Consider the following 24,572-nt stretch of genomic DNA (forward strand, 5'->3'; position numbering starts at 1 on the left):
CTCCATCATGTCCCCTGCGGCGATTGCCTAAACTCCGCAGGCGGTCACGCTCACGGGAATGTTGCCCTGACGGGGCAGGCCGGTGATCGTGTCGTACTCGATGTCGGTGGGGACGAGCCGCCCGACATTGCTTCCGCGGGAGCGGAATTCGGCATCCTCGGTGGTGAGCCCGCCGAAGGCGTGATGCATGGCGATCACGTCGGCTCGCAGGGTGTCGTCGGCCTCGAGAACCGCAGGGATGCTGTCGTGGGGCGAGGCGATCGTGACGGCGTCACCGTTGCGCAGGCCGAGAGCGGCAATGGTGTCCGGATGCATGTAGGCCGGGTTGTAGGGCTTGCCTCGGTGCAGTTTCGCCAGGCCGGTGCCCGATGAGTTCATGAAGTTGGCGTGCCGGCGCGGAATCAGCCGGTACGGGAACTCGGTGTTGTTGCGTGCCGACCGGAAATCCTCGGCCAGCGTCGCTGCCAGATCGCTCAGCAGGTGGTCGTTGCCGATGTCGAGTCGGGCTTCACAGTCGGCATCCGCGTCCTCGACCATCGCCTCGACGTCGAAGATCTTGCCGTGGGGGTGGCTGCTGACCTCGTCGAGGGGGATTCGCGCGGTCGCACACATCTCGGCGAAGAGTTCCTCTGTGGTGAGGTCGGTGTTGCGGTCCATGGTGAGAACGATCGGCGGCGACTCCATGTACCGCCCGCCGCCTCCGCCGAAGAAATTGACGAAGAACAGCGTGAGGTCCATGCGTTTTGCCAGGCCCAGGAAGAACTTCCACTCTTCGACGAGGTCCGAACTCTCGGGGGGAGCAACCAATCTCGGCGCGTACTGCGCGTAGGCGGCGGGGATGCCGGTGCCCGCCGCGTAGTACTTGATCAGCTCACTGCCCTGCGTCATCGCTGGTGTCTCCATCTGCATCATCGGGGCGATGACATAGTCGGCCAGCCGTGAGGTGAGCGACATCTCGGTGTCGAGGGTGACCAGCAGATCGAGTGTCTCCATCGCACGCTGGGTCTTGCGCTGGTCCGGCCAGGCCGCCATCGGGTTGCCGCCGATGCAGATCAGCGCCTTCACCTGGCCCTCGCCCTCGAGCAGGATCTCGTCGGCGAGTGCGGCCGTCGGCATTCCGCTGACGGTGTCGGTCAGGCCGCGGACCCGCAGCTGTTCGCCGTAGCCCCATCCCTCGTAGGGCGCCAGCGCCTGGGCCTTGGCGGTGTAGGCCGGCATCAGCGTGTTGGGCCTGGTGACGGGTTCGCCGGCGCGCTGCCAACGCCCACAGATCGTGGTCAGACAGAGTGCGAGGTATTCGAGCAGGCTGCCGTGCATCGCGAAGTTGGCGCCGGTCCCGCAGTTCACCATGCCGGGGCGGGTGCCGTACGTCGCGAACAGATGCGCCGCGTCGATCAGCTGCTGGGCGGGGATGTCGGCGCGCTCGGCGACGTACTCGGGGGTGAACGCCGACACCGCCTCGGCGAGCTTGTCGAAACCGACGACATTCGGCTCCAAAAATTCTGTGTCGCACAGATTTTCGCGGATGATCAGGTTGATCATCGCTGCAAGGATCGGCACGTCCTCGCCGGGGCGGGGCTGGATGTGGATCGCAGCGCGCGCCGCCGTCTGCGACCGCCGCGGGTCGATCACGATCAGCTTCATGCCGCGACCGATCGCGTCTTTGATGCGCTGGGCCGGGTTCTGCCCCGGGATGCCGATCGCCTTGGATACGATCGGGTTCGTCCCGACCAGCATCCAACTGTCTGCCTCGTTGAAGTTGATGTCGCCGCCGAGCCAATGCCCGTGTGCGGCCAGGGCGATCTGCTTGCCGGGCTGGTCGATCGTGTTGGCGGTGAAGAACATGGGCGACTCGATGCCCCGCAGGAACGCGTTGGCCATCAGCGGGCTCGCCGGGTAGGGCAGGCCGTTGGTGCCCAGGTACATCGCCACAGAGCGGGGCCCGTGTTGTTCGATCAGGTCGCGCAGACGGTCGGCGATCTCGTCCATCGCGCGTTCGCTCTCGACGGGTGCATACGTTCCGTCGGGCTGCCGCTTCTGACTGTGCAGCAGGCGGGCGGGGTTGTTGTGGATCTCCGGCAGCGCCCGGCCCTTCGCGCAGGTGTAGCCCAGGAACATCGGGTTGTCGGGATCGCCGGTGACCTTGGTAAGCCGGCCGTCGGTGACGGTGGCCAGCACTCCGCAGTGCGCGGAGCAGATGCGGCAGATACCCGGGGACGTCGTCGACTCTGGATTGGTCGACTCGGGAATGGTCGACTCTGGAATGCTGAGCACCCGCTCAGCGTAGGGCGGCGGGGCGGCAATCCGGTCGGGTTTCGCCGAGACGTCACTTTCGGGCGACGCCGGGGGCCTAGAGCCTCGCGCCGTGCTGCACCCGGTTACCGCCGCTGCGTTTGGCGGCATACATCGCGGCGTCCGCCGCCGCGATGAGGTCGTCGAGCAGCGATCCGCTACCTCGACCCCGGAGCGCTTCGAGTGGCATCCCGCTGGTGCCGATGCTCGCCGTCACGTCGTGCGGAAGCGCGGCAATCGCCGTACACAGTTGTGCCGCTATCGAATCGGCGGGGTTGCCGTCGGTGATCATCGCGATCAGAAACTCTTCACCGCCCGCGCGGCAGATGGCTGCACTCGGCGGGGTGTGCTGCCGCAGTAGTTCTGCCACCGCAGTCAACGCCCGGTCGCCGGCGGCGTGCCCATGCGTGTCGTTGACGAGCTTGAAGTCGTCGAGATCGACCATCACCAAGGTCAAGTGTCTGTCAGTGGGATACGAACCCATGAGCTCACTGGAGACCCGGTGCGCGAAGCCGCGACGGTTCAGCAGTCCGGTGAGGGGATCGGCGTCCGATCGCATGGCAAATGTGCCGACAGCCCGGGCCATGCCCCGAATGGACAGCGGCACGGTCAGATTGAGAAACCAGACGAGCCAGAACGCTGCGATGGCGGTCCCGACTGTGGTTGCCTCGGCCAACCGCCACGAGGCCGTCGTCGCAATCGCTATGGCGACCACGAAGTTGAACAGCAGCAGTTTGGTGCTGTGGAGGAAAGCGATGTAACCGCCGGTGACGGCAGTGGCGGTGCACGTCAGAAGCGCAAGGGCGGGGGTGGGCTGGGCGAGGCTCCAGACGGCGATCAGCAGCACCCCGATGGTGACAGCGGCTTCGGATTGTCGTCGCGTCGGCCACCGGACGAGCCAGAACGCGGTCATCCCGATGGTGATGATCGCGCCGACCACGCCGAGTGCGATGAGGGGCACCGGGGGCCAGCGCAGCCCTCCGAGGAAGCTGATGGGAACCAGAGCCGCCGACGAGGCGACGATGGCCATCACAATCCGCGCCGAGCGCAGCAGGCCTCGCTGCCTCAGGAACTGTGTGGTCCAATCGAAGTGGTCAGGCTCCTGCCACCACCGCTGTATTCGTAACAACCCGCCCCGCACCCCCACGGCGACTGTACCGGCCAGCAAACTGATCTGGCAGGGGTTCCTCAGCGCCTGTGGATCGAGCGTGGTCAGACCGAGACTGCGGCGACCTCCGCGGTGGCTGCGGGCTGCCGGGTCCGAGTGATCCATCCCCTGACGCCGCTGACCGACGCCCGGTCCAGCAGTTCCTGGTAGAGATCGTCGGACACGACCCGGGTCCGGCTGAGCAGGAATCCGCTCAGACCGGTGGAGTCACTGACAACCGCCCACTGGTAGTCGGGGTCGAGGTCGACGATCCAGTAGTTGCCGGGCGGGTTGGCCGAGGCGGCACCGAAGAAGCGGACGTTGAGCTTGTTGTTCGAGGTGTCGACCGGCAACGCGACGCCGGTGATGGTCGACTGCGGGCCGTTGTCGAAGAAGTAGTTGCCGGAGTTCTCGACCTTGATCGACCCGTCGGGGTTGAGGCTGTACACGGCCGTGGTGTTGACCAGCCCGATCGAGAAGAACTGCTTGACGCTGCCCACCTCGTACCAGGTGCCGAGGTAGCTGTCGATGTCGACGACCGGCGGGGGGCCGAGCACGATCGCCGCGGTTTCGCCCATGACGATGTAGTCGCTGGGCGCCCCGTAGATGCCGGTGCCGTCGGTCGGGCCCAGACCCTGGTAGAGGTCGTTGATCCAGCCGGTGGCCAGTGTGTAGACGGCCTGGGTGTTGCCGGGTGGGGAGAACCTCGTCGCCAATTGGGAGAAGAAGTCGACGAGCGGGTTGGCGCCGATCAGCGAGTCGGCGTGCGACCCCCGGGCCAGCGTCACTCCCACGAACTGCCCGGGGCGGGCGGAGACCAGTTCCGTGGTGGTGACCCCGGAGGCGTTGCCCGGCTGAGGGGGTGCCGCGATCTGGTAGACGGGGATGAACGGGTCGTCGAGGCTCTGCAGGGCACCCGTCAGTCCGAGCCGGGAGACGCCGTCGAACATCACGACACCGCGCAGGTCACCCTCGTTGAGGGGGTCGGCGTTGTAGAAGCCGCCGGCCGCCGTCGCGAGCCCGCCGCCGGCTGACTGACCGGAGAGGATGAAGCTCTCCGGCAGGCCGCTCAGGAGTCCGGCGGCTGTCGCGCTGGTGTTCAGCGATGTGCGATCGCCCAGGAACATGCTGGCGACCGCCTGTTGCATCTCCACCGAGTTGATCTGGCAGGCGGCGCACGACCAGGGCGCGAACGACGGCAGGTTGGGGGCCACGATGATGCTGTTCGTCTGCTGCGACAGTGTCCGTGCCAGTGCGGAGACGAACAGCTTGTTGCCGAAGAAGCCGTGCTGCAGCCAGATCACGCCCGTTGCCGCCACCGAACCGTCCGCCTGTGTCGGCAGGTACCAGTCCGCGCGGGTGGTGAACCCGTCGGGGCCGACTGGAATCGTCAGCTGGGCGCGCCCGGTCTGGACGCCGGTGACCGTCTGCACGGCCGTTTGCGCCGCGGCGACGGTGGCCGAGGCGGTCGCCGTGTTGCCCCAGGGCGCAAGAGCTGGGAACGCCTCCACCGTCTCGGGGCGTGCGGACCAACCGAGCGCCGACATCACGTTGAGCAGTGCGGTCGCCACCGGTCCGGGCGAGCGGGGGGTGCCGGTCGCGGCGGTCTTGACGGTGGCGGCGACCGGGGCGACAACCGGAGTCTCGACGGGTGTGGGTTCTACGACGTCCGGCACCACCGGTTGGGTGACGGCGGTCGTTTCGGCTGAACTCTCCTGCGGGGGAGACGTCTCGGATTCGGCAGCCGGCGTTGACTGGTCATCAACGACCGCGTCGACCGGCGCGGGCACAGCCGAGCGCTTTGTCGTTGTCGTCGCGTCGGCGTCGGCGTCGGCATCGGCGTCGGCAGGCTCAGCATCGGGCGCAGCGCTGTCGTCTGCCGCGGTCTCGCGGTCCAGCGTGTTCACCCGGTCGGACTCGGATTCCTCTTCCGCCTTGTCTGAGCGCTTGGACAACGGAACCGACGCAGGATCGGTTGAGGTGTCCTTGGAGCTTGACGTGTCCTTCGAGCTTTCCGCGTCGTCGCGCTTGGCCGACGAATCATCTGAGGTCTGCGACGAGTCCTGTCCTGACCGGCTCGTCGAACCACCGCTGTCTGAGGAGTCCGTGTCAGCCGCGGCGACACCCTGTCCGGCGCCGAGTGCGATGCACGCACCCGCGCCGAAGGTTCCCAGCCAGATCGCCCAACGAGTCGACGTCACGGTCTGGGATTAAACCGTGGATCGGCCGGCGGTGGACCGAATTGTCGGCAACGTCAGCGAGACGTCATTTTGCCGGGCGGCGGTGCGGGCACTCGTACAGTCGCGCATGGAGGAACGATGGACAAAGACGCCGAGGTGAAGATCTGCGCCGCCTGCGGAAGGCCATTCCACAATCGAAAGAAGTGGAAGACGCGGGGGCAGTGGGATCAGGTCATCTACTGCTCACGCCGTTGCCGCGGCAGTGGTGCACCGGATCTGCCTCGAGCGCACGGTTCTTGACGGCGTTACTCGAGAAATGCCTCAGAAAGCGTACTTTCGGGACTGAGCGCGAGTGATCGCCGTGGCACGCCTCAGAAGACCCTGATCCAGTCGACGCGCATCTCGGCGGGGTACGTGCCCGCCGCGGGCTCGCGGCCACCTGAGCCGCCGACGGCGATGTTGAACACCGGTGCCATCGTGAACCCGGGGTCGTTGAACGGCCAGTCCGGGATCGAGTTCGCCGGCACCACGAAGAACGGCTCCATGCCCGGCTGGTAGTCCTTCCAGAAGTGCAGGCCCGTCGGAAGCCATGTCATGCGCCAGGTGTGCCACGCGTTGTCGATGGGGTGGCGATGGGTGGCGAACGCGGTGCCGTCCAGCCTGGCGTGCACCGTGGTGCCCGACGGCCAGTCGTTGTTCCCGTACCACTCGACCAGGTCGATCTCACCGCCGCGCACCGGGTTGTCGTTGATCAGCCAGAAAGCGGGCCACGCGCCGTCGGTCAGGCAGTCGAGCTTGACTCTCGCTTCCCACGTGGTCCCCATACCGCCACGCCAGTTGCCGACGATCTTGGCGCTGGCGTACTTCTCCTGGATGGTGGTGCCGGGTCCGCGGGTGGCGCGAATGACCAGATTGCCGTTGCCATCCTGGAACACGTGCTCCTGATCGGTCACGTAGCGCCCCATGTTGAAGGGTTTGTCCCATTCGTGGGGGTTCCTGATGGTCTCGCGCGCCGGGACGATGAACCACCAAGCCGGGTCCGGCGGGGAGCCGGCCGGACCGTTGAACTCGTCCTGGAACAGCATCACGGGGCCGGTGTCGACTTCCGGGGATACCGGCTGGGCGTGGGCCGTGGCGCCGGGCAAGGCGGCGGCCGCCGCGCCCAGACCGACCATGAACATCATGTGGCGGCGATCCATTTCTGGCACGGGCAAACCATAAATGAAAGTGACGCCGTGTGGAGTTATCTGGCCGAGAAACAGGCGGAGCGCGTTCGCTGGCCCGGCGCGGCAGCGAGCTAGCCGACCCGCTGTAGTTGGAACGCGCTCGTGGTCACGGTTCCGCCTTCGCATCCGAAGTTGGAGTCGGACGACAACACCCCGCCCAACGTCACCGGATCGACCGACATGGACGTCACGGCGGGTTCATAGCTCCCATCGTCGCAGGTGAGACCACCCGGCTTCGAGACCGTGAAGACCCAGCGACCACCGGTCATCATGGCGGCGGTGGTCCAGCCCTGGTTGCTGGAGACGGTGCCGGCGCAACCGGCGGGGCCGCAACTCGTTTCGAACGTCAAGACGTTCAGAGGATCGCCGTTGGTTTCGACGAAGGCGCCATTGACAAGCCGTGGGTCGGCATTCGCGGTGCCGGCCAGGGCGATACCTGCAATCGTCGGCACTGCGACGGCGGTGGCCAGAACGCGCACAATCTTCGACATGGTGTTCAGCAATCTAGCGGGCCTGTTGCCACGATCGAGCCAGGCAGCGCGGGTAGCTCCCAGTTGTGCCCATCATGTCGCCGAATCGACATCTGCCACGGGAAGACGCACCCGCATCTTCCGGAATTCCGCGATGGACGGGGCCGCCCTGTGTGTTACTGGTCCGGTGCCGAAGAATCGCGCCAAGACGCTGGGCGTAGCAGTGCTCACAGGGTGCGTGGTGCTTGCGGTGTCGCCGGTCGCGCATGCGGAGCGTGGCGCACCGCCGCTGCTGTACGGGTACTACGACGTGTTCGTCGACTTCTCCAAACAGACGTTCAACGGTGTGCCGACACCGATGCCCGCCAAAACATTCGTCGTCGCATACACCGCCCGCTGCGACGTGGCCGGCTGTGTGGTGAGCATGGACAACTCCGACGACCTCTCCCGGAACCCTGGTGCACCAACAGTTTTCGAGTACCGGTGGAACGGCGACCGGTGGGAGACCGGGGGTGACTATCCGTACCTGTGCGACCGCATGAATCCCGACAGCGCAGTACCGTCGGTGCGCTCGGACTATCTGATCCCCAACCCCGACGGCAGCTTCTCCGGTGAACGGACCCTCGTCGTCGGGGGAGCCGGTTGCCCCGGTGAGGGACCCGGCACTCACTGGCTGCCGATCACCGTGACCCCGACGAATCCGCCACCGCCTGCCCCGCGCTAGCCAATGCTCTTCGTCGATCCCGGCTAGTTCGCCCCGCCGCGATCAGCGATCGCACAATGCTTTTCAGCGTCCGAGGGCGCCGTCGCTGCCGACTGATGTGTTGCCGAGTCGCCAGCAACCAGGGGTGGACCACTCCCACATCGACCGGCGGTCGCTGGGTGTTGACAGTGTCGCCGGACTCGAACTTCGGGTGCACAGTCGCCAGCAGAAGCCCGTTCCAGCTGCAGAAGGCCGGCTGACCTACAGCGCCTCGCGGATGTCGTTCTTCAGCGCCTCGGACTGGGTGCCGAACACCGCCTGGACGCTGTTGCCCACTTCGATGACGCCGGCGGCACCGAGTGCTTTCAGCCGGGCCTGATCCACCTTGGACTTGTCGGCGACCTCCATGCGGAGCCGGGTGATGCAGGCGTCGACATTGACCAGATTGTCGCGGCCACCGAACGCGGCGATGAGTTGCTCGGCCTTCGTCTGAGCCGGTGCGGCGACCGTCGTCGTCGCCCCCTGGACGCCCACCTCCAGGTTGGCCCGCTCCTCGGCCTCGAACTGGGCCTCGGGCTCCCGCCCGGGGGTGCGCATGTTGAACTTCGTGATGGCGAACCGGAACAGTAGGTAGTACACGACGAAGAACACCACGCCCATACCGATCAGCAGCGGAATGTTCTTCGCGGCCGGCGCCGTGCCGTAGAGCAGCAGGTCGATCAGTCCGGCGGAGAACGAGAATCCCAGATGGATGTCGAGCAAGTAGGCGATCGCCAGGGACAGTCCGGTGAGCATCGCATGAATGACGTACAGCGGGAACGCCACGAACATGAACGCGAACTCCAGAGGTTCGGTTATGCCGGTCAGGAACGCGGTGAGTGCCGCGGCTGACAGGATGCCGACCGCGACCTTGCGCTGCTTCTTGTTCGCCGCGTGGATCATCGCCAGTGCTGCGGCGGGCAGACCGAACATCAGGATCGGATAGAAGCCGGCGGTCAGATGGCCGCCGGTGGGGTCGCCGGCGGCGAACCGGGTGAGTTCGCCGGTGACCGTCTCGCCCGAGGGCGTCTGGTAGTCGCCGTAGAGGAACCAGATGTAGGAATTCGGAATGTGGTGCAGGCCCAGCGGAATCAGCATGCGGTTGGCGAATCCGTAGACGAACGCCCCGATTGCTCCCGACCCGCCGATGAACTCACCGAGCCCGGTCAGCCCCGCGTCGAAGATGGGATAGAAGTAGCTCATGGCGAACGCGAGAAACAGGCACGCCAGCGAGACGATGATCGGGACGAACCGTCTGCCGCCGAAAAAGCCGAGATAGGACGGCAGCACGATGGTGTGGTAGCGGTCGAACAGCCACGCAGTGAGCAGACCGACGACGATGCCGGCGAAGACGCTGTAGTTGATCTGCGCCTGATCGCCTGCCTGGTCAACCTGACCGGCCAGCACGATCGGCGACATGGTCTTGAACACCGCCTGCACCACCAGATAACCGACCACTGCGGCCAGCGCGGTCGAACCGTCGGCCTTCCTGGAGAAACCGATGGCGACGCCGACTGCGAAGAGCATCGGCAGGTTAGTGAACAAGGCGTCGCCGGCAGCGCTCATCGCTTTGAAGAACGGCCCGATGACCGCGACCTCTATCCGGCCCAGCAGGTCCGGCTGCCCTAATCGCAGCAGAATGCCCGCAGCGGGCAGTACGGCGATCGGTAGCATGAGGCTCTTGCCCAGCCGCTGCAACTGGGCGAATCCCGGGATCCGCATGCCCGACTTGCTTTGTGCTTCTTGGGGCTTCGCAGAATCGTTGGTCACAGGTCAGCCTTCTCTCTCGCCGGTTTCGTGTCCTTGCGCAAGTTCGGCAAGCCTATTCTGGGTGCGATCGGCTTTCATCCGATCGGACAAAGGAGTCGCAACAATGAGCAGAACGCCAGTCCTCGCCCCGGTCGCGGGGCGCGCCGTCCCGCTATCCGAAGTCCCCGACCCGGTGTTCTCCGCGGGCATGGTGGGTTACGGCGCGGCGGTGGATCCGCCGCACGAGGTCGTCGAGGCGATCGCCCCGGTGAGCGGCAAGCTCCTCAAACTGCTGCCCCACGCGTACGTCATCATGACGGTCGACAACGTCGGTGTGCTGGTGCATCTCGGCTTGGACACCGTCGCGCTCAACGGTGAAGGATTCACGATCCACGTCACGCAGGGCGACGACGTCACCGCGGGCCAGAAGGTGATCACCTACGACGTGCCCGCGATCACGGCCAAAGGCCTGAATCCCATTGTCCCCGTGGTCGTGATGGACGAACGGGAGTCCGAGAACATCACTCCGGCAGAGGCCGTGCTCGAGGGTGCGGTGCTGGCCCCAGGTGACGACCTGTTCACCGCTGCCGGCTGATGGAAGTCGTTATCCTTCAAGACCGTACGCAGATCGGCAAGGTTGCCGCCGATGCGGTGGCGGGCTTGCTGAATCGGAAGCCCGACGCGGTTCTCGGCTTGGCCACCGGCTCTTCGCCACTGATGATCTATGACGAATTGGCGGCGCGCTACGAGGCCGGCGAACTGTCATTCCGCCAGGCCCGCGGCTTCACCCTCGATGAGTACGTCGGTCTGCCAGCCGATCACCCGGAGCGTTACCGCAACGTCATCGACGCGGTGTTCGTGTCCCGCGTCGATTTCGCTGACGGTGCGGTGCAGGGGCCTGACGGCCTTGCCGTCGACATTCCCGCCTCCTGTGCGGCATATGAGGCGGAGATCCGCGACGCGGGCGGCGTGGACCTCCAGATTCTGGGCATCGGAACCGACGGGCACATCGCGTTCAACGAGCCGGGGTCGTCGCTGGCTTCGCGGACCCGGATCAAGACGCTCACCAGGCAGACCCGCGTCGACAACGCCCGGTTCTTCGGCGACGACGTCGACGCGGTCCCCACGCACTGCCTGACGCAGGGGTTGGGCACCATCCTGGAGGCCCGGCACATCATCCTGGTGGCAACCGGCCGTGGCAAGGCCGAAGCGGTGCACCATCTCGTCGAGGGCGCCGTGAGCGCCATGTGGCCGGCGACCGTTCTGCAACACCACCCGCACGTCACCGTGCTACTCGACGACGCGGCCGCGCGGCGGCTCCAACTCGTCGACTACTACCGCGAGACCTACAGCTCCAAGCCGGACTGGCAGGGCATCTGAGGTGCTGCTGCGCGCCGACACCGTGCTAACCGGGCGCGAACTGTTGCGCCCGGGATGGATCGACATCGCTGCAGGGACGGTGCGCGCCGTGGGTGCCGGGCCCGCGCCCACGCCGCCCGATGTGGATCTGGGCGTGGCGACGGTGGTGCCGGGATTTGTCGACACGCACGTGCACGGCGGTGCCGGGGGGAACTTCTCGGCGGCGGACCCGGCCGAGACGGTGACCGCGGTCGAGCTGCACCGCAGACACGGCACGACCACCCTGGTCGCGTCGCTGGTCACCGCTGGCCCCGCCGAACTGCTGCGGCAGGTCGAGTCGCTGGCGCGCGACGTCCGGGCAGGCGTACTCGACGGGATCCACCTGGAGGGCCCGTGGCTGTCGCCGCTGCGCTGTGGTGCCCACCAGCCGTCACTGATGCGGGACCCCGAGCCCGCCGAGATCGACGCGGTGCTGCGCGCCGGCGACGGCACGATCCGCATGGTCACCATCGCACCGGAGCGCGCCGGGGCCATGGCTGCGATCGAGCAACTCGCCTCGTCCGGCGTGGTGGTCGCGGTCGGGCACACCGAGGCGACGTACGACCAGGCTCGGGCGGCTATCGACGCCGGCGCGACCATCGGCACGCACGTGTTCAACGCGATGCGCCCGATCGACCGGCGGGAACCAGGACCGATCGTGGCGCTTCTCGAAGACCCGCGCATCACGGTGGAACTGATCACCGACGGGGTGCACATCGATCCCGCAATCTACCGATTTGTCGCTAAAACCATTGGTCCTGAACGTATTTCGTTGATCACCGATGCCATGGCCGCGACCGGTATGTCCGACGGCCGCTACTACCTCGGACCGTTGGCGGTGGACGTCGCCGGCGGTGTGGCCCGGGTGGCCGGCACCGACACCATCGCCGGCAGCACGGCGACGATGGACCAGGTACTCCGGTTCGCGGTCGCCCACAGTGGAGCGCCGCGGAACGAGGCGTTGCTGGCCGCGGTGGCGCAGACGTCGGTGAACCCGGCCCGGGCGCTCGGGTTGCCGGCTAGCGCCGGACTGACCGCCGGGGCGGCCGCCGACATGGTGATGCTCGACAACGACCTCGCCGTCATCGGCGTGCTGCGGAAGGGCCACTGGGTGGTCACACCTGCGTGACCGTGGGCGCGGCTCAGATGATCGGTTCCTCCTCCGGGCCCAGGACACGCAACCAGCGATAGCCGTAGGGACCCAGGTCCAGCTCGACCCGACCCGATTTGTCGAGTTCGATCTCGGTGCGTCCGTCGAGCAGATCGACGAGCACGGATCCCGGTGCCACAGCGTCGAGTTCCAAAGCGACGATGCACCCCTCGGCTCCAAAGTTGTGTAGCGCGATCATCGACCACCCGGATTCCTCGCGGCACACATGGGCCAGTACCGCCCGATTGGGCTGCTTGAGGATCTCGACCGTAGACCAGCCGATCTCGGGCTGCTCCCGGTAGGTGTAGATGAGATTGCGCATGAACCACCAGAAAGAGCCGTGATCGCGGCGCTGATCGGCGGCGTTGACGCGCTCGGGTCCGTACAGGCCGTCCGGCAACGGACGGGTGAGCCGCCGTTTCACCGCACTGGAGAAACCGCCGTTGGTCCCGCCGGTCCACTGCATCGGACTGCGAACGGCGAGTCTTCCGGGGATTTCGGGGTTTTCGGCCATGCCGATCTCTTCGCCGTAGAACAGGACGGGAGTTCCCGGGAGGGAGAACGCGAGTGAGTACGCCATCTTCATCCGACGCTCATCCCCGCCGAGCATCGGGGGCAGCCGCCGGCGAAGCCCTCGGCCGTAGAGCTGCATGTCGGGATCGGGCCCGAAGGCGTCGAAAACCTCTTGTCGCTCAGTGTCGCTGAGCTTGTCGAGAGTGAGCTCGTCGTGATTGCGGATGAAATTCGCCCACTGGCTGGTCGGGTCGAGCGTAGGTCGCTGTCGAAGAGCCTTGGCGATCGGTCGGGCGTCGCCGCGGGCCATGGAGAGGTAGATCTGTTGCATGCCGATGAAGTCGAACTGCATGTTCAACCCGTCACCGTCGGCGCCGCCGAAGAATTTCTTCTGCTCCTTGTAGGGGACGTTGACCTCGCCGAGCAGAACAGCGTCACCCAGTCTGCGGGTGATGAAGTTCCGGATGTCGCCCAGATACTGGAACGGGTCGAAGACATCGATCTGGCCGGGCACGGCGTCCTTCGCGAACAGGAACGGGACGGCATCGACTCGGAATCCCGAGACGCCGAGCTCGAGCCAGAAGCCGAGCGTGCGTGAGATCTCTTCCTGCACTTTGGGATTCTCGATGTTGAGATCCGGCTGATGCTTGTAGAAGTGGTGCAGGTACCACTCGCCGGTCTTGCGGTCGAGTTCCCAGTTGCTGTCCTCCTGGTCGGGGAAGACCACATCTTTCGGGCTCGACTTCGGTTCGGTCGCACTCCACACGTAGTGGTCGCGGTACGGGTCGTCCTTGCTGCGGCGGGCGGACTTGAACCACGGGTGAGCGTCCGAGGTGTGGTTCATGACGAAGTCGACGATGACCCGGATGCCCTTTGACTTCGCTGTGCGGACGAGCTCGACGAAGTCGCCGAGGGTACCCAGTCGCGGGTCCACTCCGTAGAAGTCCGTGATGTCGTAGCCGTCGTCCTTGCGGGCGGTAGGGTAGAAGGGCATGAGCCACAAGCACGTCACGCCGAGGTCGTTGAGGTACTCGAGGCGGTCGGTCATCCCTCGGATGTCACCGGTGCCGTCGCCGTTCCAGTCGTAGAAGGTCTCGATGTCGGCGCAGTAGAAGACGGCGTTCTTCCACCACAGGTCGCCCGAGTCCGCCGACCTCACGCGGTCACCAGCGGGGGAGTCGGAGCCAGCTGCGGCAGGACGTGCTCGCCGAAAGCGTCGATGAATCCCGCCTGCTGCTGGCCTACGAAGTGCAGATACAACTCGTCCCACCCTTGATCGAGGTACTGCGCCAGCAGGTCCGCGTGCTGAGCCAGATCGTGGGATACGTTGACGGACTTCCTCACCTGGTCGGTGGAGACGGTTTCGCCGATGACGTCGAAGGCCTCCACCGTCTCGACGTCCCAACACACCGGTGGGGCGAAGACGTTGCTGCGCCACTGGTCGTGTGCGACGGCGATGGCTTCGTCCTCGGTGGGAGCCCAGGAGAGGTGGACCTGCAGACGAGCGGGTCCCCGGCCACCGGCGTCGCGGTAGGAGTCCAGGATCTTCTGCAAGGTGTCCTTCGGCTGGTTGACGGTGATCAGGCCGTCCGCCCACGCGGCATGTCGGGCCGCGGTCTCGGGAGTGACGGCCGGGCCGACGAGGTCGGGGACGGTCTCCGGCAACGTCCAGAGCTGCGCCCGGTTCACGTGTACCAGGCCATCGTGACTGACCTCCTCACCCTGCAGCAGGCGCCGGATCACCGTGACGCATTCGACGAGCCGATCGTCGCGTAATTCCTTGCGCGGCCACACATCACCGGTGATGCGTTCGTTCGAGGCTTCGCCGGATCCGAGGGCCGCCCAGAAACGCCCAGGGAACATCTGCGCGAGTGTCGCGATGGCTTGGGCGATGATCGCCGGGTGGTAGCGCTGCCCCGGCGCGTTGACGACGCCGAACGGCAGCTGGGTCGTGGCGAGCGCCGCCCCGAGGAACGACCAGGCGAAGCCGGATTCGCCCTGTCGAGTGCTCCACGGGCTGAAGTGGTCCGAGGACATCCCGGCGGTGAAGCCGGCCTGTTCCGCCTGCTGGACATCCCGTAACAACTGGGCTGGGCTGATCTGCTCGTGCGAACAGTGAAATCCGATGACCGGCATGCCGCGTGCGTACCCGGTCTCTGCCGCACCTACGCCGCTCTGAACGAAGCTGTCTCAGAGCGCATCGGATCTGGACGTTTTGCTAGCTCGCACCTAACTCGATCATCTGGTCCACCTCGAGGGCGCGGCCTGCCATCTCGGACTGTGCTCTGTCCAACGCATCGGCCTGGTCCTCATCGGCCTTCATCAGAGCGTCGATGTCCGAGGCCGCCATGTCGTGGACTCCCATGTCGACGAACGCCTTCTGCACCTTGGGTCCCCACAGGCCGATGTCTTTGACGATCGGCACGATGCGGCTGAACAGGTGCGAGCGGAACTGGATCATCACCGGCGAGTGGTCGACCCACTGGGCACACTCCTTGACGTTGAGACCGAGCGTTTCGAAGACTTCCTCGCCCCGGAACCGGTCACGCATCAGATAGCACGCCTCGACGACGAACTCCTCCCGCTCGTCCCGTTCGGCGTCTGTCAGCGCCGAGTAGTAGTCCTTCAGCGAAATTCGGCCGAACGCGACGTGTCGGGCTTCGTCCTGCATGACATAGGCGAGCAGTTGTTTGGCCAACGAGCCTTCGGGCGCCAGATCCCGCTGCACCCCAAACGCGGCGAGTGCGAGCCCTTCGATGAGAACCTGCATGCCGAGGTAGGGCATGTCCCAGCGCGAGTCGCTCAGGGTGTCCCCCAAGAGCGCGGTCAAGTTCGAGTTGATCGGGTACACCAGGCCGATTTTCTCGTGGAGGAATCGCGAGAACGCCTCGACGTGTCGGGCCTCATCCATAGTTTGGGTCGCGGCGTAGAACTTCGCGTCCATGTCCGGGACGACCTCGACGATCTTGGCCGCGCACACCATCGCCCCCTGCTCGCCGTGCAGGAACTGCGAGAAACCCCAGGCCGCGTTGTGCCGGCGGAACTCGGCGCGGCGTGCTTCGTCGGCGGCCTCCCAGGCCGGGCTGCCGAACAGCCCGATGAACTCGTCGGGAATCCCGACCGGGTTCGTCGGGTCGACGTCCAGGCTCCAGTCGATCCGCGACTGGGCATCCCACTGCTTGTCCTTTCCTTTTTGGTAGAGGGAGAGGAGCCGGTCGCGCCCCTCGTCGTACTCCCACGTGAAGCGGGCGTCACCCGCGCTGGGGGTCTCCCACGAGTACGGCAGGGGCACATCGGTGTATTTGTCCCTCGTGGTCATCGGCCGCCATCCCTCTTCCAGATATGACCGGATGGCCATATGACGAATCTCACAATGCTTTCAGCGTCCGCAGGTGTCGTCAACGCCGATGCGGTACATCTGACTCGGTGTTGTGTCCGATTCATCGTCGGTGGTTGACGATGCCGGGCATGCAGTAGGGGAGTACTGCATTCGGGTTTCTCGCGAAGTCGGCTCCCCGCTTGTCGCGGATGGATGCAGACGGGGGTTCGCCTTGGGAATGAGTCGAAGGCTCCGTGGGCCTCGGCGCCGCTTTCGGGATCACATCTTCTGAAGCTCGGCCAGATGAGCACGTTCTGCGCGGCGCTCAATTGGCGGATGTCTTGCAACATCACATGAGAGCCGATGACGGGAATCGAACCCGCGTATTCAGCTTGGGAAGCTGATGTTCTGCCATTGAACTACATCGGCACTTTCGAACAGGAAGGCTAACACCCGCCGGCCGCCGCGTGTGAACAGCGGCGTTGATGGGCGGCCGTCAAGAATCGCCGGCTGACCATCAAGAAGGCGTCAAGATCGTGGTGCGCGTCGAACGACCGGCCGATCGTGGAAGCCATGAGTACTTACCGACCTCCCCGGGATCGATGATGGGTCCGTCGTCGCTGACCGATCTGCTCGAGCTGGTGCTGATTCTGGCCGTCTTCATGCTGGTCCTCCTCACCTGCCGGTACCTGAACACCCGCCCCGACCGGGTCGCCGAATCCGCCGAGTCGGCGGACGCGCCCGCCGCCTACCGGTAAGGCCTCGGTCGGCCGCTACGCTCGTGCGGTGCTGCTCTCCGACCGCGATATCCGCGCCGAGATCAAGGCCGGCAGGCTCGGTGTCGATCCGTTCGACGACAGCCTGGTCCAGCCTTCCAGCGTCGACGTCCGTCTCGACAACCTGTTCCGAGTCTTCAACAACACCCGCTACACCCACATCGACCCCGCCGAACGCCAGGACGACCTGACCTCCCTCGTCGAACCGAAGGAAGGCGAGCCGTTCGTCCTGCATCCGGGCGAGTTCGTGCTCGGGGCGACGTTAGAGCGTTGCACCCTGCCCGACGACCTGGCCGGGCGACTGGAAGGCAAGTCGTCGTTGGGCAGGCTCGGTCTGCTGACGCACTCCACAGCCGGGTTCATAGACCCGGGATTCTCCGGGCACATCACCCTGGAGCTGTCGAACGTCGCCAACCTGCCGATCACGCTGTGGCCGGGGATGAAGATCGGGCAGCTCTGCCTGCTGCGGCTGACCAGCCCCGCCGAGCACCCCTACGGCAGCGCGAAGGCGGGCTCGAAGTATCAGAACCAGCGCGGGCCCACGCCGTCGCGGTCCTATCAGAACTTCCTCAGATCCCGCTGAGGCGGAAACGTCACAGCCGTTTGTCGGCAGCCCGAGTATCGTCGGAAAAACCGGCGCCATCGCGCATCCGTGCGTCGCGTTCCGGCTACGTCTTCACCGCTGTCAGCTAACAGCGTCCGATGTAACGCGACGGCTGGTCACACCGATGAAGTACTAGTTGTCGGCTCGTGATGGCTCGTTGAGCGAAGGCAGCCAACCAGGCGTAGCAAACATTTTGGAGGGGTGTAGTGGACATCGTACTGGGTGTGTCTATGACACCTACGACGGTCCGCATGGTGCTGGTCGAAGGCGAAAAGGCCGACGGGGTCACCGTCGACCACGACGTCTTCGATGTTGCCTCGACAGAGGGCTCAGCAAATGTCGCTGATCAAGTTCTGGCGGCGGTGCTCGGTACCAGGGAAAGTGCCGAGGCCGGTGGTCACCACCTGAAATCGATCGGTGTCACGTGGAGCGACCACGCCGAAGCCGCCGCACTGCGCGACGCGTTGGCCGCACACGGCATCGACGACGTCATGCTCGTGTCCGAGGGGCATGCCGCCGCCTCGCTGGCGCAGGCGGTCGGGCGTGCGGTCGGGTACGACACCACAGCCCTGCTGTTCATCAACCGCGACACCGCGACGCTGTCGGTGGTCCAGACCGACGACGGCTCGGTGGTCAAGGTGCTCAGCCGAACGCTGCACAGCACCGACGCGATGGCGGTGCTGACCGAGATGGCCGAGGCCGTCGCCGCTCAGGAAGCCCCGCCGCAGGGCATGTTCGTCGTCGGCTCCGGCGTCGACGTCAGTTCGGTCAAGGCCCACCTCGAGCATCTCGTCTCCCTGCCGGTGAACGCGCCCGAGGATGCAGAGTTGGGGATGGCCAGAGGTGCCGCCCTGGCTTCAGCGTCGGCGCCGGCTTTCGAAGCCTCAACGGTCGGCCTCGCCTACTCCCAGGACCCGGACGGCACCACGGCCGGATCGGTGTTCGCGGGGTTGGCCGGTGCCGAAACGCAGATGGCCCCGGCGAGTGCCGGGCTCGCGGTCGACGACGTCGACGAGTACGCGATGACCGAGTCCCGGCCGGTCGAGGAGGAGCGCAAGCCGTTCCTGCTCGTCGGCAGCGCGCTGACCTCGGTCTTCGTGATCGGGGTCGTCGCGCTGGTCATCTCGTTGGCCGTCAGCATCCGGCCGACCGCCGACCAGCGACCGAGCCCCGCGGAGGCAGTCATCGTGCCCAGCAGTCAGGTTCCGACACCGGCGCCTGTCCAAGAGGCCCAGCAGCCGGTCGAACCGCCACCGGCGGAGACCATCAAACCGCCGGTGCCCGTCGTGCAGCAGGCGCCCGCGGAGGCGCCGCGCACGGTGTTCGTCGAGCAGCCCGCCCCTGCACCGGCGGCCCCTGCTCCCGCGCCCGCTCCGGCTGCACCCCCTCCCGCGCCCGTGGCGCCGCCTCCGGTCGTCGCACCTCCGGTGGTGTTGCCGCCGCCGGTGATCGTGTTGCCGCAGCCGGAATGGCCGAGGTGGCAGCCGCCATGGGAGCGCGACGACGACGAGGATTCCGACGACTCGACGCCCACCCAGACGCGGCCGACTCCGACGCGACCAACGGAGACGCGACCGACCCCAACGCCGCGGCCCACCACGGTGCAGCCCACCGTGCCGCAGGTGCCCCAGGTCCCGCAGAATCCACAGTGGCCGCTGCCCGGTGGCGGGTCTGGTCCGGGCTACGGCGGCGGCTCGGGCTCGGGTTCGGGTTCGGGCGCCTCAGGTGGCTCGGGCGGATCGGGCGGATCGGGCGCCGGCAGCGGCCGCGGCTCGAGCGGGTCCGGCGACTCAGGCTCCTCGCGCGGCGACTCGGGCTCCTCGCGGGGCGGCTCGAGCAGTGGCGTTCCCGGCGATATCAACGGCGACGGTTGCTTCCTGGTGTTCTGCAGCTCAGGCGGTCGCGGCTAGCATTCGTCACCTGCCGTTGGCCTGGTGCTCAGTGTCGCGTAGCAACTAGCTCATCGTGGCTGCCTATAGAGGCAGTATGCGATGCACCGTCTTCGGCACGGGATACCTCGGCGCGACCCACGCGGTGGGAATGGCTGAACTGGGCCATGACGTCACAGGCGTGGACATCGACCCCGGCAAGGTCGCCAAGCTCTCCGGCGGCGATGTCCCGTTCTACGAGCCCGGCCTGCGAAAGATGCTGCAGCGCAACATCGACCAGGGTCGGTTGCGCTTCACCACCGACTACGCCGAGGCGGCGGAGTTCGCCGACGTGCACTTCCTCGGCGTGGGCACCCCGCAGAAGAAAGGCGAGTACTCCGCGGACCTGCGCCATGTGTACGCCGTGGTCGACACTTTGGTGCCGCTGCTGCGGCGCCCCGCCGTGATCGTGGGCAAGTCGACCGTTCCGGTGGGTACGGCGGCCGAACTGTGCGCCCGCGCCGGTCGTCTCGCGCCTGAGGGGGTGACGGTCGAGGTGGCCTGGAACCCCGAGTTCCTGCGCGAGGGGTTCGCCATCCACGACACCCTGCACCCCGATCGGATTGTCCTTGGTGTGCAACCGGATTCGATACTGGCCGAGGAAGCGGTCCGCTCGCTGTACGCACCGCTGCTGGCCGACGACGTGCCGTTCCTGCTGACCGATCTGCAGACCGCCGAGCTGGTCAAGGTGTCCGCCAACGCATTTCTGGCGACGAAGATATCGTTCATCAACGCGATCTCGGAGGTGTGCGAGGCCGTGGACGCCGACGTCACCCTGCTGGCCGATGCGCTCGGCTACGACGCCCGCATCGGCCGGCGATTCCTCAACGCCGGCCTCGGTTTCGGTGGGGGCTGCCTGCCCAAGGACATCCGTGCGTTCATGGCGCGCGCCGGCGAACTCGGCGCCAACCACGCGCTGACCTTCCTGCGGGAAGTGGACAGCATCAACATGCGTCGCCGGACCCGGATGGTGGAACTGGCGACCAAGGCGTGCGGTGGCTCGCTGCTGGGTGCGAACGTCGCCGTGCTGGGCGCGGCCTTCAAGCCCGAGTCCGACGACGTGCGCGACTCGCCGGCGCTGAACGTGGCCGGGTTGCTGCAACTCAACGGCGCCACCGTCAACGTCTACGACCCCAAGGCGATGGAGAACTCTCGGCGGATCTTCCCCACCCTCAACTACTCGACCTCCGCAGTCGAGGCCTGCGACCGGGCCGATGCGGTGCTGGTGCTGACCGAATGGGACGAGTTCGTCGAACTGCAGCCGCAGACCCTGGCTGCCATCGTGCGCGCGAAAGTCATTGTCGACGGCCGCAATTGCCTCGACATCGGCAAGTGGCGCGGAGCCGGATGGCGGGTCCACGCGCTGGGCAGGGCAGATGGAGCACCCTCGGCCGCGTAGCGTCGCCTGCATGACGGTGTACGCGCTGAACCTGTTCGACATCGCCGATCGCGACGAGTATCTCGCCTATTCGAAGCGCTCCCCGCAGGAGGTCGCCAAGCACGGCGGTCGTGTCGTCGCACTCGGGAAGTTCCGGGAATCGGTCACCGGCGACATCGAACCGCGCACGGTGCTGATCCTCGTCGAGTGGGACTCGAAGGAGGCGTTCGACAGCTACCGCAACGATCCCGAACTCGCCGATTTGCACGCCCATCGCGAGAACGGAGCGTCGTCCTACATCTGGCATCTCTTCGACTCCTTGGCCGATCTGCGGCCTCTGCTTAAACTCGGGTGATGGCAGCCGACCTGCAGCAACGAATCCGATGGCTGGCCCTGCACGGAGTGATCCGGGGGCTGTCGACAGTCGGGGCCCGTCGCAGCGGGGATCCGCAGGCCCGCCTGATCTCCGATCCGGCCGTCCGCGACAACCCCGCCGCGTTCGCCGACGAACATCGGGACCAGGGCCCGGTGATCCGCTGCCGCGCGGTCCTGATGACCTTCGACCACCAGGTGGCCAACGAGCTGCTGCGGTCCGACGACTTCCGGGTCTCCTCACTCGGGGCGGGGCTGCCGCAGCCGCTGCGCTGGATCAATGACAAGACGCACCCCGGCCTGCTGCATCCGATCGAGCCGCCGTCGCTGCTGTCGATCGAGCCGCCCGACCACACTCGCTGCCGCAAGCTGGTGTCCTCGGTGTTCACCCCCAGAGCGGTGGCGGCGCTGCGCGAACGCGTGCAGCAGACCGCCGATCAACTGCTCGACGATCTCGAGGGGCAGTCCGGCGTCGTCGACGTGGTGGATCGGTACTGCTCGCAGTTGCCGGTCGCGGTGATCAGCGACATCCTCGGTGTGCCCGAGGCCGACCGCCAGCACATTCTGCACTTCGGCGAGCTCGGGGCGCCCAGCCTCGACATCGGCCTGTCGTGGCAGCAGTACACCCAGGTGCACAAGGGGCTCGTCGGCTTCAACCGCTGGCTGGGAGGGCACCTCGAGACGCTGCGCCGCAACCCGGGCGACGATCTGATGAGCCAGTTGATCCTGGCCAGCGAGGGTGCCGACGAGGAGGCCCGACTGTCCGAGCGCGAACTGCAGGCCACTGCGGGCCTGGTACTCGCCGCGGGGTTCGAGACCACCGTGAATCTGCTGGGCAACGGCATCCGGATGCTGGTCGACACCCCCGAACTCCTCGAGACGCTGTCGGCCCGCCCCGAGCTGTGGCCCATCGCGGTCGAGGAGGTCCTCCGGCTGGACTCACCGGTGCAGATGAGTGCCCGCATCGCCCGCAGGGACGTCGTCGTCGCCGGTACCGCGATCCAGCGCGGGGAACTCGTCATCATCCACCTGGCCGGTGCCAACCGGGACCCCAAGGTCTTCGACGATCCGCACCGATTCGATCTCGAGCGGGACAACGCCGGCAAGCATCTGTCGTTCTCCGGCGGCAGGCACTTCTGCCTGGGTGCCGCGCTGGCCCGCGCCGAAGGCGAGGTCGGGCTGCGGACGTTCTTCGAGCGCTTCCCGGATGCCCGACTGGCGGGCGTCGGCAGCCGGCGCGACACCCGTGTGCTGCGCGGGTGGTCATCCTTGCCGATTGCGCTTGGAAAGGCGCGGGCCACGTTAGGTTCGTGAGGTGGACTTCCGAGCAGCCCTGCTCGAGCAGACTCGAGCGTTCGGTGACCAGATCAGGTCAGCAGACCCGGCGACCCCGGTGCCGACATGCGGCGACTGGACACTGCGCCAGTTGTTCCGTCATGTGGGGCGGGGAAATCGTTGGGCCGCACAGATAATCAGCGATCGCCGCAGCCAGCCTCTGGATCCGCACGACGTGCGCGACGGGAAACCGCCTGACGACGCCGACGCGGCGGTCGACTGGCTGAACGCCGGCGCGCAGATGGTCATCGACGCGGTCGAGCGCGTCGGCCCCGAAACCCGGGTGTGGACGTTCCTCGGTCCGAAACCAGCAGGCTGGTGGATCCGGCGCCGACTGCACGAGGCGACGGTGCACCGCGCGGATGCGGCGCTCGCGTTGGGTGAGCAGTTCGAGCTGTCACCGGAGTTGGCCGGCGACGCCCTCAGCGAATGGATCGAACGCGCCTGCGTCGACAGGCGCCTCTCCCCGGTTCTGGCACGCGGGGAGAGCATCCACCTGCACGCCAGCGAGGAGAAACTCGGGCCGACGGGGGAGTGGACCATCGTCCACGACGGCGAAGGCCTGTGGTGGTCGCACAGCCACAGCAAGGCCAGCGTCGCGCTGCGGGGTCCGGTAACCGACCTGCTGCTGGCCACCGTGCGCCGCAGGACGGCGGCCGAGGCGGGCCTCGAGGTATTCGGCGACACCGCCGTCTGGGAGGCCTGGCTCGACAGCACGCCGTATTGAGTGGCGTAGTTTCGCGGCATGACCACTTCGGAGATGGCCACCGTCCTTGCCTGGCACGACGCGCTCAACGCCGGTGATGTTGACACCCTGCTGTCGCTGTCCAGCGAGGACATCGAGATCGGTGACGCCCACGGTGCCGCTCAGGGACACGCCGCGCTGCGTGACTGGGCTCGGGATCTCGACGGCAAGGCCGAGCCCGGCCGGATCTATGTCCACGACGGCGTCGTCGTCGTCGAGCAGCAGATCCTGTCGGTCACCGGTGAGGGTGGCACGGCGGCTTCAGCTTTTCGGGTCGTCGACGATCATGTGACCTCGGTCTTCCGGCACGACGACCTGGCCGCCGCGCTCGCTGCGACCGACCTGACCGAAGCGGATCTGACCGGCTGATGCGCGGGATCATCCTGGCCGGCGGATCGGGCACCCGGCTGTACCCCATCACGATGGGGGTCAGCAAGCAGTTGGTACCCGTCTACGACAAGCCGCTGATCTACTACCCGCTGTCCACGCTGATGATGGCGGGCATCCGCGACATCCTGGTCATCACCACCGCGCAGGACGCCCCGGCCTTTCACCGTCTGCTCGGCGACGGATCGGATCTCGGCATCAATCTGACCTACGCCGTCCAGGACCAACCCGACGGTCTCGCTCAGGCCTTCGTGATCGGGGCCGACCACATCGGAAACGATTCTGTGGCACTGGTATTGGGCGACAACATCTTCTACGGACCCGGCCTGGGAACCAGCCTCGGCCGATTCCGGGACGTCAGCGGGGCCGCGATCTTCGCCTACTGGGTGGCCAACCCGTCGGCGTACGGCGTCGTCGAGTTCGCGGCCGATGGCACAGCCTTGTCGCTGGAGGAGAAGCCCGCCACGCCGAAGTCGCACTACGCGGTGCCCGGCCTGTACTTCTACGACAACGACGTGGTGGACATCGCGCGGTCGCTGGGCAGGTCGGCCCGCGGCGAGTACGAGATCACCGAGATCAACCAGCGCTACCTCAACGAGGGCCGACTGGCCGTCGAGGTGCTGGCGCGCGGCACCGCCTGGCTGGACACCGGCACCTTCGACTCGCTGCTGGACGCCAGCGACTACGTGCGGACGATCGAACGCAGGCAGGGACTGAAGATCAGCGTGCCCGAGGAGGTCGCCTGGCGGGTCGGCTTCATCGACGACGACGCTCTCGCGGCCCGGGCCCAGGCGCTGCTCAAGTCGGGCTACGGCGCGTATCTGCTGGAACTGCTGGAGCGCTGACCGGCAAGCTGTCACC

At 66.5% G+C, this 24,572-nt stretch carries 23 protein-coding genes and 1 tRNA gene; 14 read left to right on the top strand and 10 right to left on the bottom strand.

Annotation, left to right across the window (positions count from 1 at the left end):
* Window positions 1-27: 27 nt before the first annotated feature.
* The 3 genes from ABDC78_RS02450 to ABDC78_RS02460 all read right to left on the bottom strand — a co-directional run bounded on the left by ABDC78_RS02450 (window position 28) and on the right by ABDC78_RS02460 (window position 5,640).
* The gene (locus tag ABDC78_RS02450) at window positions 28-2,274 is read right to left on the bottom strand and encodes a molybdopterin-dependent oxidoreductase (protein WP_347133304.1); all 2,247 of its coding nucleotides are present in this window, start codon (window positions 2,272-2,274) and stop codon (window positions 28-30) included.
* Window positions 2,275-2,350: 76 nt separating this feature from the next.
* Window positions 2,351-3,322, bottom strand: a complete 972-nt coding sequence (locus ABDC78_RS02455) for a GGDEF domain-containing protein (RefSeq protein WP_178359543.1) — start codon at window positions 3,320-3,322, stop codon at window positions 2,351-2,353.
* 182 nt (window positions 3,323-3,504) lie between these two features.
* Window positions 3,505-5,640 carry a lipocalin family protein gene (locus tag ABDC78_RS02460; protein WP_347133305.1) on the bottom strand — a complete coding sequence of 712 codons (2,136 nt, stop codon included), beginning with the start codon at window positions 5,638-5,640 and terminating at the stop codon, window positions 3,505-3,507.
* A gap of 117 nt (window positions 5,641-5,757) precedes the next feature.
* Here ABDC78_RS02460 and ABDC78_RS02465 point away from each other — a divergent pair, with 117 nt between their 5' ends.
* A complete protein-coding gene (locus ABDC78_RS02465; protein WP_178359544.1) occupies window positions 5,758-5,919 on the top strand; it encodes a DUF2256 domain-containing protein in 162 nt (53 codons plus the stop codon).
* Window positions 5,920-5,990: 71 nt separating this feature from the next.
* Here ABDC78_RS02465 and ABDC78_RS02470 read toward each other — a convergent pair whose 3' ends face one another.
* The gene (locus ABDC78_RS02470; protein WP_178359585.1) at window positions 5,991-6,818 is read right to left on the bottom strand and encodes a glycoside hydrolase family 16 protein; all 828 of its coding nucleotides are present in this window, start codon (window positions 6,816-6,818) and stop codon (window positions 5,991-5,993) included.
* Between the two features lie 98 nt (window positions 6,819-6,916).
* Entirely contained in the window at window positions 6,917-7,336 is a 420-nt protein-coding gene (locus ABDC78_RS02475) for a hypothetical protein (RefSeq protein WP_178359545.1), read from the bottom strand.
* 190 nt (window positions 7,337-7,526) lie between these two features.
* On the opposite strand from ABDC78_RS02475, the gene ABDC78_RS02480 reads away from it, so the two are divergent.
* Window positions 7,527-8,039 (top strand): hypothetical protein, encoded by a 513-nt coding sequence (locus ABDC78_RS02480; protein WP_178359586.1) that lies wholly within the window; start codon window positions 7,527-7,529, stop codon window positions 8,037-8,039.
* A 240-nt stretch (window positions 8,040-8,279) separates the two neighbouring features.
* On the opposite strand, the gene ABDC78_RS02485 is transcribed toward ABDC78_RS02480, so the two are convergent.
* Complete coding sequence (locus ABDC78_RS02485) at window positions 8,280-9,779, bottom strand: PTS transporter subunit EIIC (protein ID WP_178359587.1); 1,500 nt, start codon at window positions 9,777-9,779, stop codon at window positions 8,280-8,282.
* 151 nt (window positions 9,780-9,930) lie between these two features.
* On the opposite strand from ABDC78_RS02485, the gene ABDC78_RS02490 reads away from it, so the two are divergent.
* From ABDC78_RS02490 to nagA, 3 genes are read left to right on the top strand one after another with little or no spacing between them, the layout of a single operon-like run.
* A complete protein-coding gene (locus ABDC78_RS02490; RefSeq protein WP_178359546.1) occupies window positions 9,931-10,401 on the top strand; it encodes a PTS glucose transporter subunit IIA in 471 nt (156 codons plus the stop codon).
* A complete protein-coding gene (gene nagB / locus ABDC78_RS02495) occupies window positions 10,401-11,186 on the top strand; it encodes a glucosamine-6-phosphate deaminase (protein ID WP_178359547.1) in 786 nt (261 codons plus the stop codon). Before ABDC78_RS02490 ends, nagB begins: the two co-directional genes overlap by 1 nt.
* A 1-nt stretch (window position 11,187) precedes the next feature.
* Complete coding sequence (gene nagA / locus ABDC78_RS02500) at window positions 11,188-12,333, top strand: N-acetylglucosamine-6-phosphate deacetylase (RefSeq protein WP_178359548.1); 1,146 nt, start codon at window positions 11,188-11,190, stop codon at window positions 12,331-12,333.
* Between the two features lie 13 nt (window positions 12,334-12,346).
* Here nagA and ABDC78_RS02505 read toward each other — a convergent pair whose 3' ends face one another.
* The 4 genes from ABDC78_RS02505 to ABDC78_RS02520 all read right to left on the bottom strand — a co-directional run bounded on the left by ABDC78_RS02505 (window position 12,347) and on the right by ABDC78_RS02520 (window position 16,615).
* A complete protein-coding gene (locus tag ABDC78_RS02505; protein ID WP_178359549.1) occupies window positions 12,347-14,026 on the bottom strand; it encodes an alpha-amylase family protein in 1,680 nt (559 codons plus the stop codon).
* The gene (locus ABDC78_RS02510) at window positions 14,023-15,003 is read right to left on the bottom strand and encodes a TIGR03885 family FMN-dependent LLM class oxidoreductase (protein ID WP_178359550.1); all 981 of its coding nucleotides are present in this window, start codon (window positions 15,001-15,003) and stop codon (window positions 14,023-14,025) included. Before ABDC78_RS02510 ends, ABDC78_RS02505 begins: the two co-directional genes overlap by 4 nt.
* 82 nt (window positions 15,004-15,085) lie before the next feature.
* Window positions 15,086-16,186: a ferritin-like domain-containing protein gene (locus ABDC78_RS02515; RefSeq protein WP_178359588.1), complete on the bottom strand. Its 1,101-nt coding sequence runs from the start codon at window positions 16,184-16,186 to the stop codon at window positions 15,086-15,088.
* 358 nt (window positions 16,187-16,544) lie between these two features.
* A tRNA-Gly gene (locus ABDC78_RS02520) sits at window positions 16,545-16,615 on the bottom strand.
* A 56-nt stretch (window positions 16,616-16,671) separates the two neighbouring features.
* Between ABDC78_RS02520 and ABDC78_RS02525 the strand changes: the two genes are divergently transcribed.
* The 9 genes from ABDC78_RS02525 (at window position 16,672) to rfbA (ending at window position 24,556) form a co-directional block, all read left to right on the top strand.
* Window positions 16,672-16,944, top strand: coding sequence for a hypothetical protein (locus ABDC78_RS02525; RefSeq protein ID WP_178359551.1), 273 nt, complete (start codon window positions 16,672-16,674; stop codon window positions 16,942-16,944).
* A 28-nt stretch (window positions 16,945-16,972) separates the two neighbouring features.
* Window positions 16,973-17,545: a dCTP deaminase gene (dcd, locus tag ABDC78_RS02530; protein ID WP_178359552.1), complete on the top strand. Its 573-nt coding sequence runs from the start codon at window positions 16,973-16,975 to the stop codon at window positions 17,543-17,545.
* A 227-nt stretch (window positions 17,546-17,772) separates the two neighbouring features.
* The gene (locus tag ABDC78_RS02535; RefSeq protein ID WP_178359553.1) at window positions 17,773-19,476 is read left to right on the top strand and encodes a hypothetical protein; all 1,704 of its coding nucleotides are present in this window, start codon (window positions 17,773-17,775) and stop codon (window positions 19,474-19,476) included.
* Window positions 19,477-19,552: 76 nt separating this feature from the next.
* Window positions 19,553-20,893, top strand: coding sequence for a UDP-glucose/GDP-mannose dehydrogenase family protein (locus ABDC78_RS02540; RefSeq protein ID WP_178359554.1), 1,341 nt, complete (start codon window positions 19,553-19,555; stop codon window positions 20,891-20,893).
* A 10-nt stretch (window positions 20,894-20,903) separates the two neighbouring features.
* Window positions 20,904-21,227 carry a DUF1330 domain-containing protein gene (locus tag ABDC78_RS02545; protein WP_178359555.1) on the top strand — a complete coding sequence of 108 codons (324 nt, stop codon included), beginning with the start codon at window positions 20,904-20,906 and terminating at the stop codon, window positions 21,225-21,227.
* Window positions 21,227-22,558 (top strand): cytochrome P450, encoded by a 1,332-nt coding sequence (locus ABDC78_RS02550; RefSeq protein ID WP_178359556.1) that lies wholly within the window; start codon window positions 21,227-21,229, stop codon window positions 22,556-22,558. Before ABDC78_RS02545 ends, ABDC78_RS02550 begins: the two co-directional genes overlap by 1 nt.
* 1 nt (window position 22,559) lies before the next feature.
* Window positions 22,560-23,306: a maleylpyruvate isomerase family mycothiol-dependent enzyme gene (locus ABDC78_RS02555; RefSeq protein WP_178359557.1), complete on the top strand. Its 747-nt coding sequence runs from the start codon at window positions 22,560-22,562 to the stop codon at window positions 23,304-23,306.
* 18 nt (window positions 23,307-23,324) lie between these two features.
* Window positions 23,325-23,693: a nuclear transport factor 2 family protein gene (locus tag ABDC78_RS02560; protein WP_178359558.1), complete on the top strand. Its 369-nt coding sequence runs from the start codon at window positions 23,325-23,327 to the stop codon at window positions 23,691-23,693.
* On the top strand, window positions 23,693-24,556 hold the full coding sequence (gene rfbA, locus ABDC78_RS02565; protein WP_178359559.1) for a glucose-1-phosphate thymidylyltransferase RfbA: 864 nt from the start codon (window positions 23,693-23,695) through the stop codon (window positions 24,554-24,556). The genes ABDC78_RS02560 and rfbA overlap by 1 nt, the downstream gene beginning before the upstream one ends.
* Window positions 24,557-24,572 lie beyond the last annotated feature (16 nt).

Origin of the sequence: Mycobacterium sp. DL (genome assembly GCF_039729195.1) — a bacterium.
GTDB classification, from domain to species: domain Bacteria; phylum Actinomycetota; class Actinomycetes; order Mycobacteriales; family Mycobacteriaceae; genus Mycobacterium; species Mycobacterium hippocampi_A.

Coding starts and splice junctions, on each gene's coding strand:
- ABDC78_RS02455 (WP_178359543.1), bottom strand. CDS start 3,322: ATGGCCATCGTCGCCTCGTCGGCGGCTCTGGTTCCCATCAGCTTCCTC.
- ABDC78_RS02465 (WP_178359544.1), top strand. CDS start 5,758: ATGGACAAAGACGCCGAGGTGAAGATCTGCGCCGCCTGCGGAAGGCCA.
- ABDC78_RS02470 (WP_178359585.1), bottom strand. CDS start 6,818: ATGGATCGCCGCCACATGATGTTCATGGTCGGTCTGGGCGCGGCGGCC.
- ABDC78_RS02475 (WP_178359545.1), bottom strand. CDS start 7,336: ATGTCGAAGATTGTGCGCGTTCTGGCCACCGCCGTCGCAGTGCCGACG.
- ABDC78_RS02485 (WP_178359587.1), bottom strand. CDS start 9,779: ATGCGGATCCCGGGATTCGCCCAGTTGCAGCGGCTGGGCAAGAGCCTC.
- ABDC78_RS02490 (WP_178359546.1), top strand. CDS start 9,931: ATGAGCAGAACGCCAGTCCTCGCCCCGGTCGCGGGGCGCGCCGTCCCG.
- nagB (WP_178359547.1), top strand. CDS start 10,401: ATGGAAGTCGTTATCCTTCAAGACCGTACGCAGATCGGCAAGGTTGCC.
- ABDC78_RS02510 (WP_178359550.1), bottom strand. CDS start 15,003: ATGCCGGTCATCGGATTTCACTGTTCGCACGAGCAGATCAGCCCAGCC.
- ABDC78_RS02515 (WP_178359588.1), bottom strand. CDS start 16,186: ATGACCACGAGGGACAAATACACCGATGTGCCCCTGCCGTACTCGTGG.
- ABDC78_RS02525 (WP_178359551.1), top strand. CDS start 16,672: ATGGGCGGCCGTCAAGAATCGCCGGCTGACCATCAAGAAGGCGTCAAG.
- ABDC78_RS02540 (WP_178359554.1), top strand. CDS start 19,553: ATGCGATGCACCGTCTTCGGCACGGGATACCTCGGCGCGACCCACGCG.
- ABDC78_RS02545 (WP_178359555.1), top strand. CDS start 20,904: ATGACGGTGTACGCGCTGAACCTGTTCGACATCGCCGATCGCGACGAG.
- ABDC78_RS02550 (WP_178359556.1), top strand. CDS start 21,227: ATGGCAGCCGACCTGCAGCAACGAATCCGATGGCTGGCCCTGCACGGA.
- ABDC78_RS02560 (WP_178359558.1), top strand. CDS start 23,325: ATGACCACTTCGGAGATGGCCACCGTCCTTGCCTGGCACGACGCGCTC.
- rfbA (WP_178359559.1), top strand. CDS start 23,693: ATGCGCGGGATCATCCTGGCCGGCGGATCGGGCACCCGGCTGTACCCC.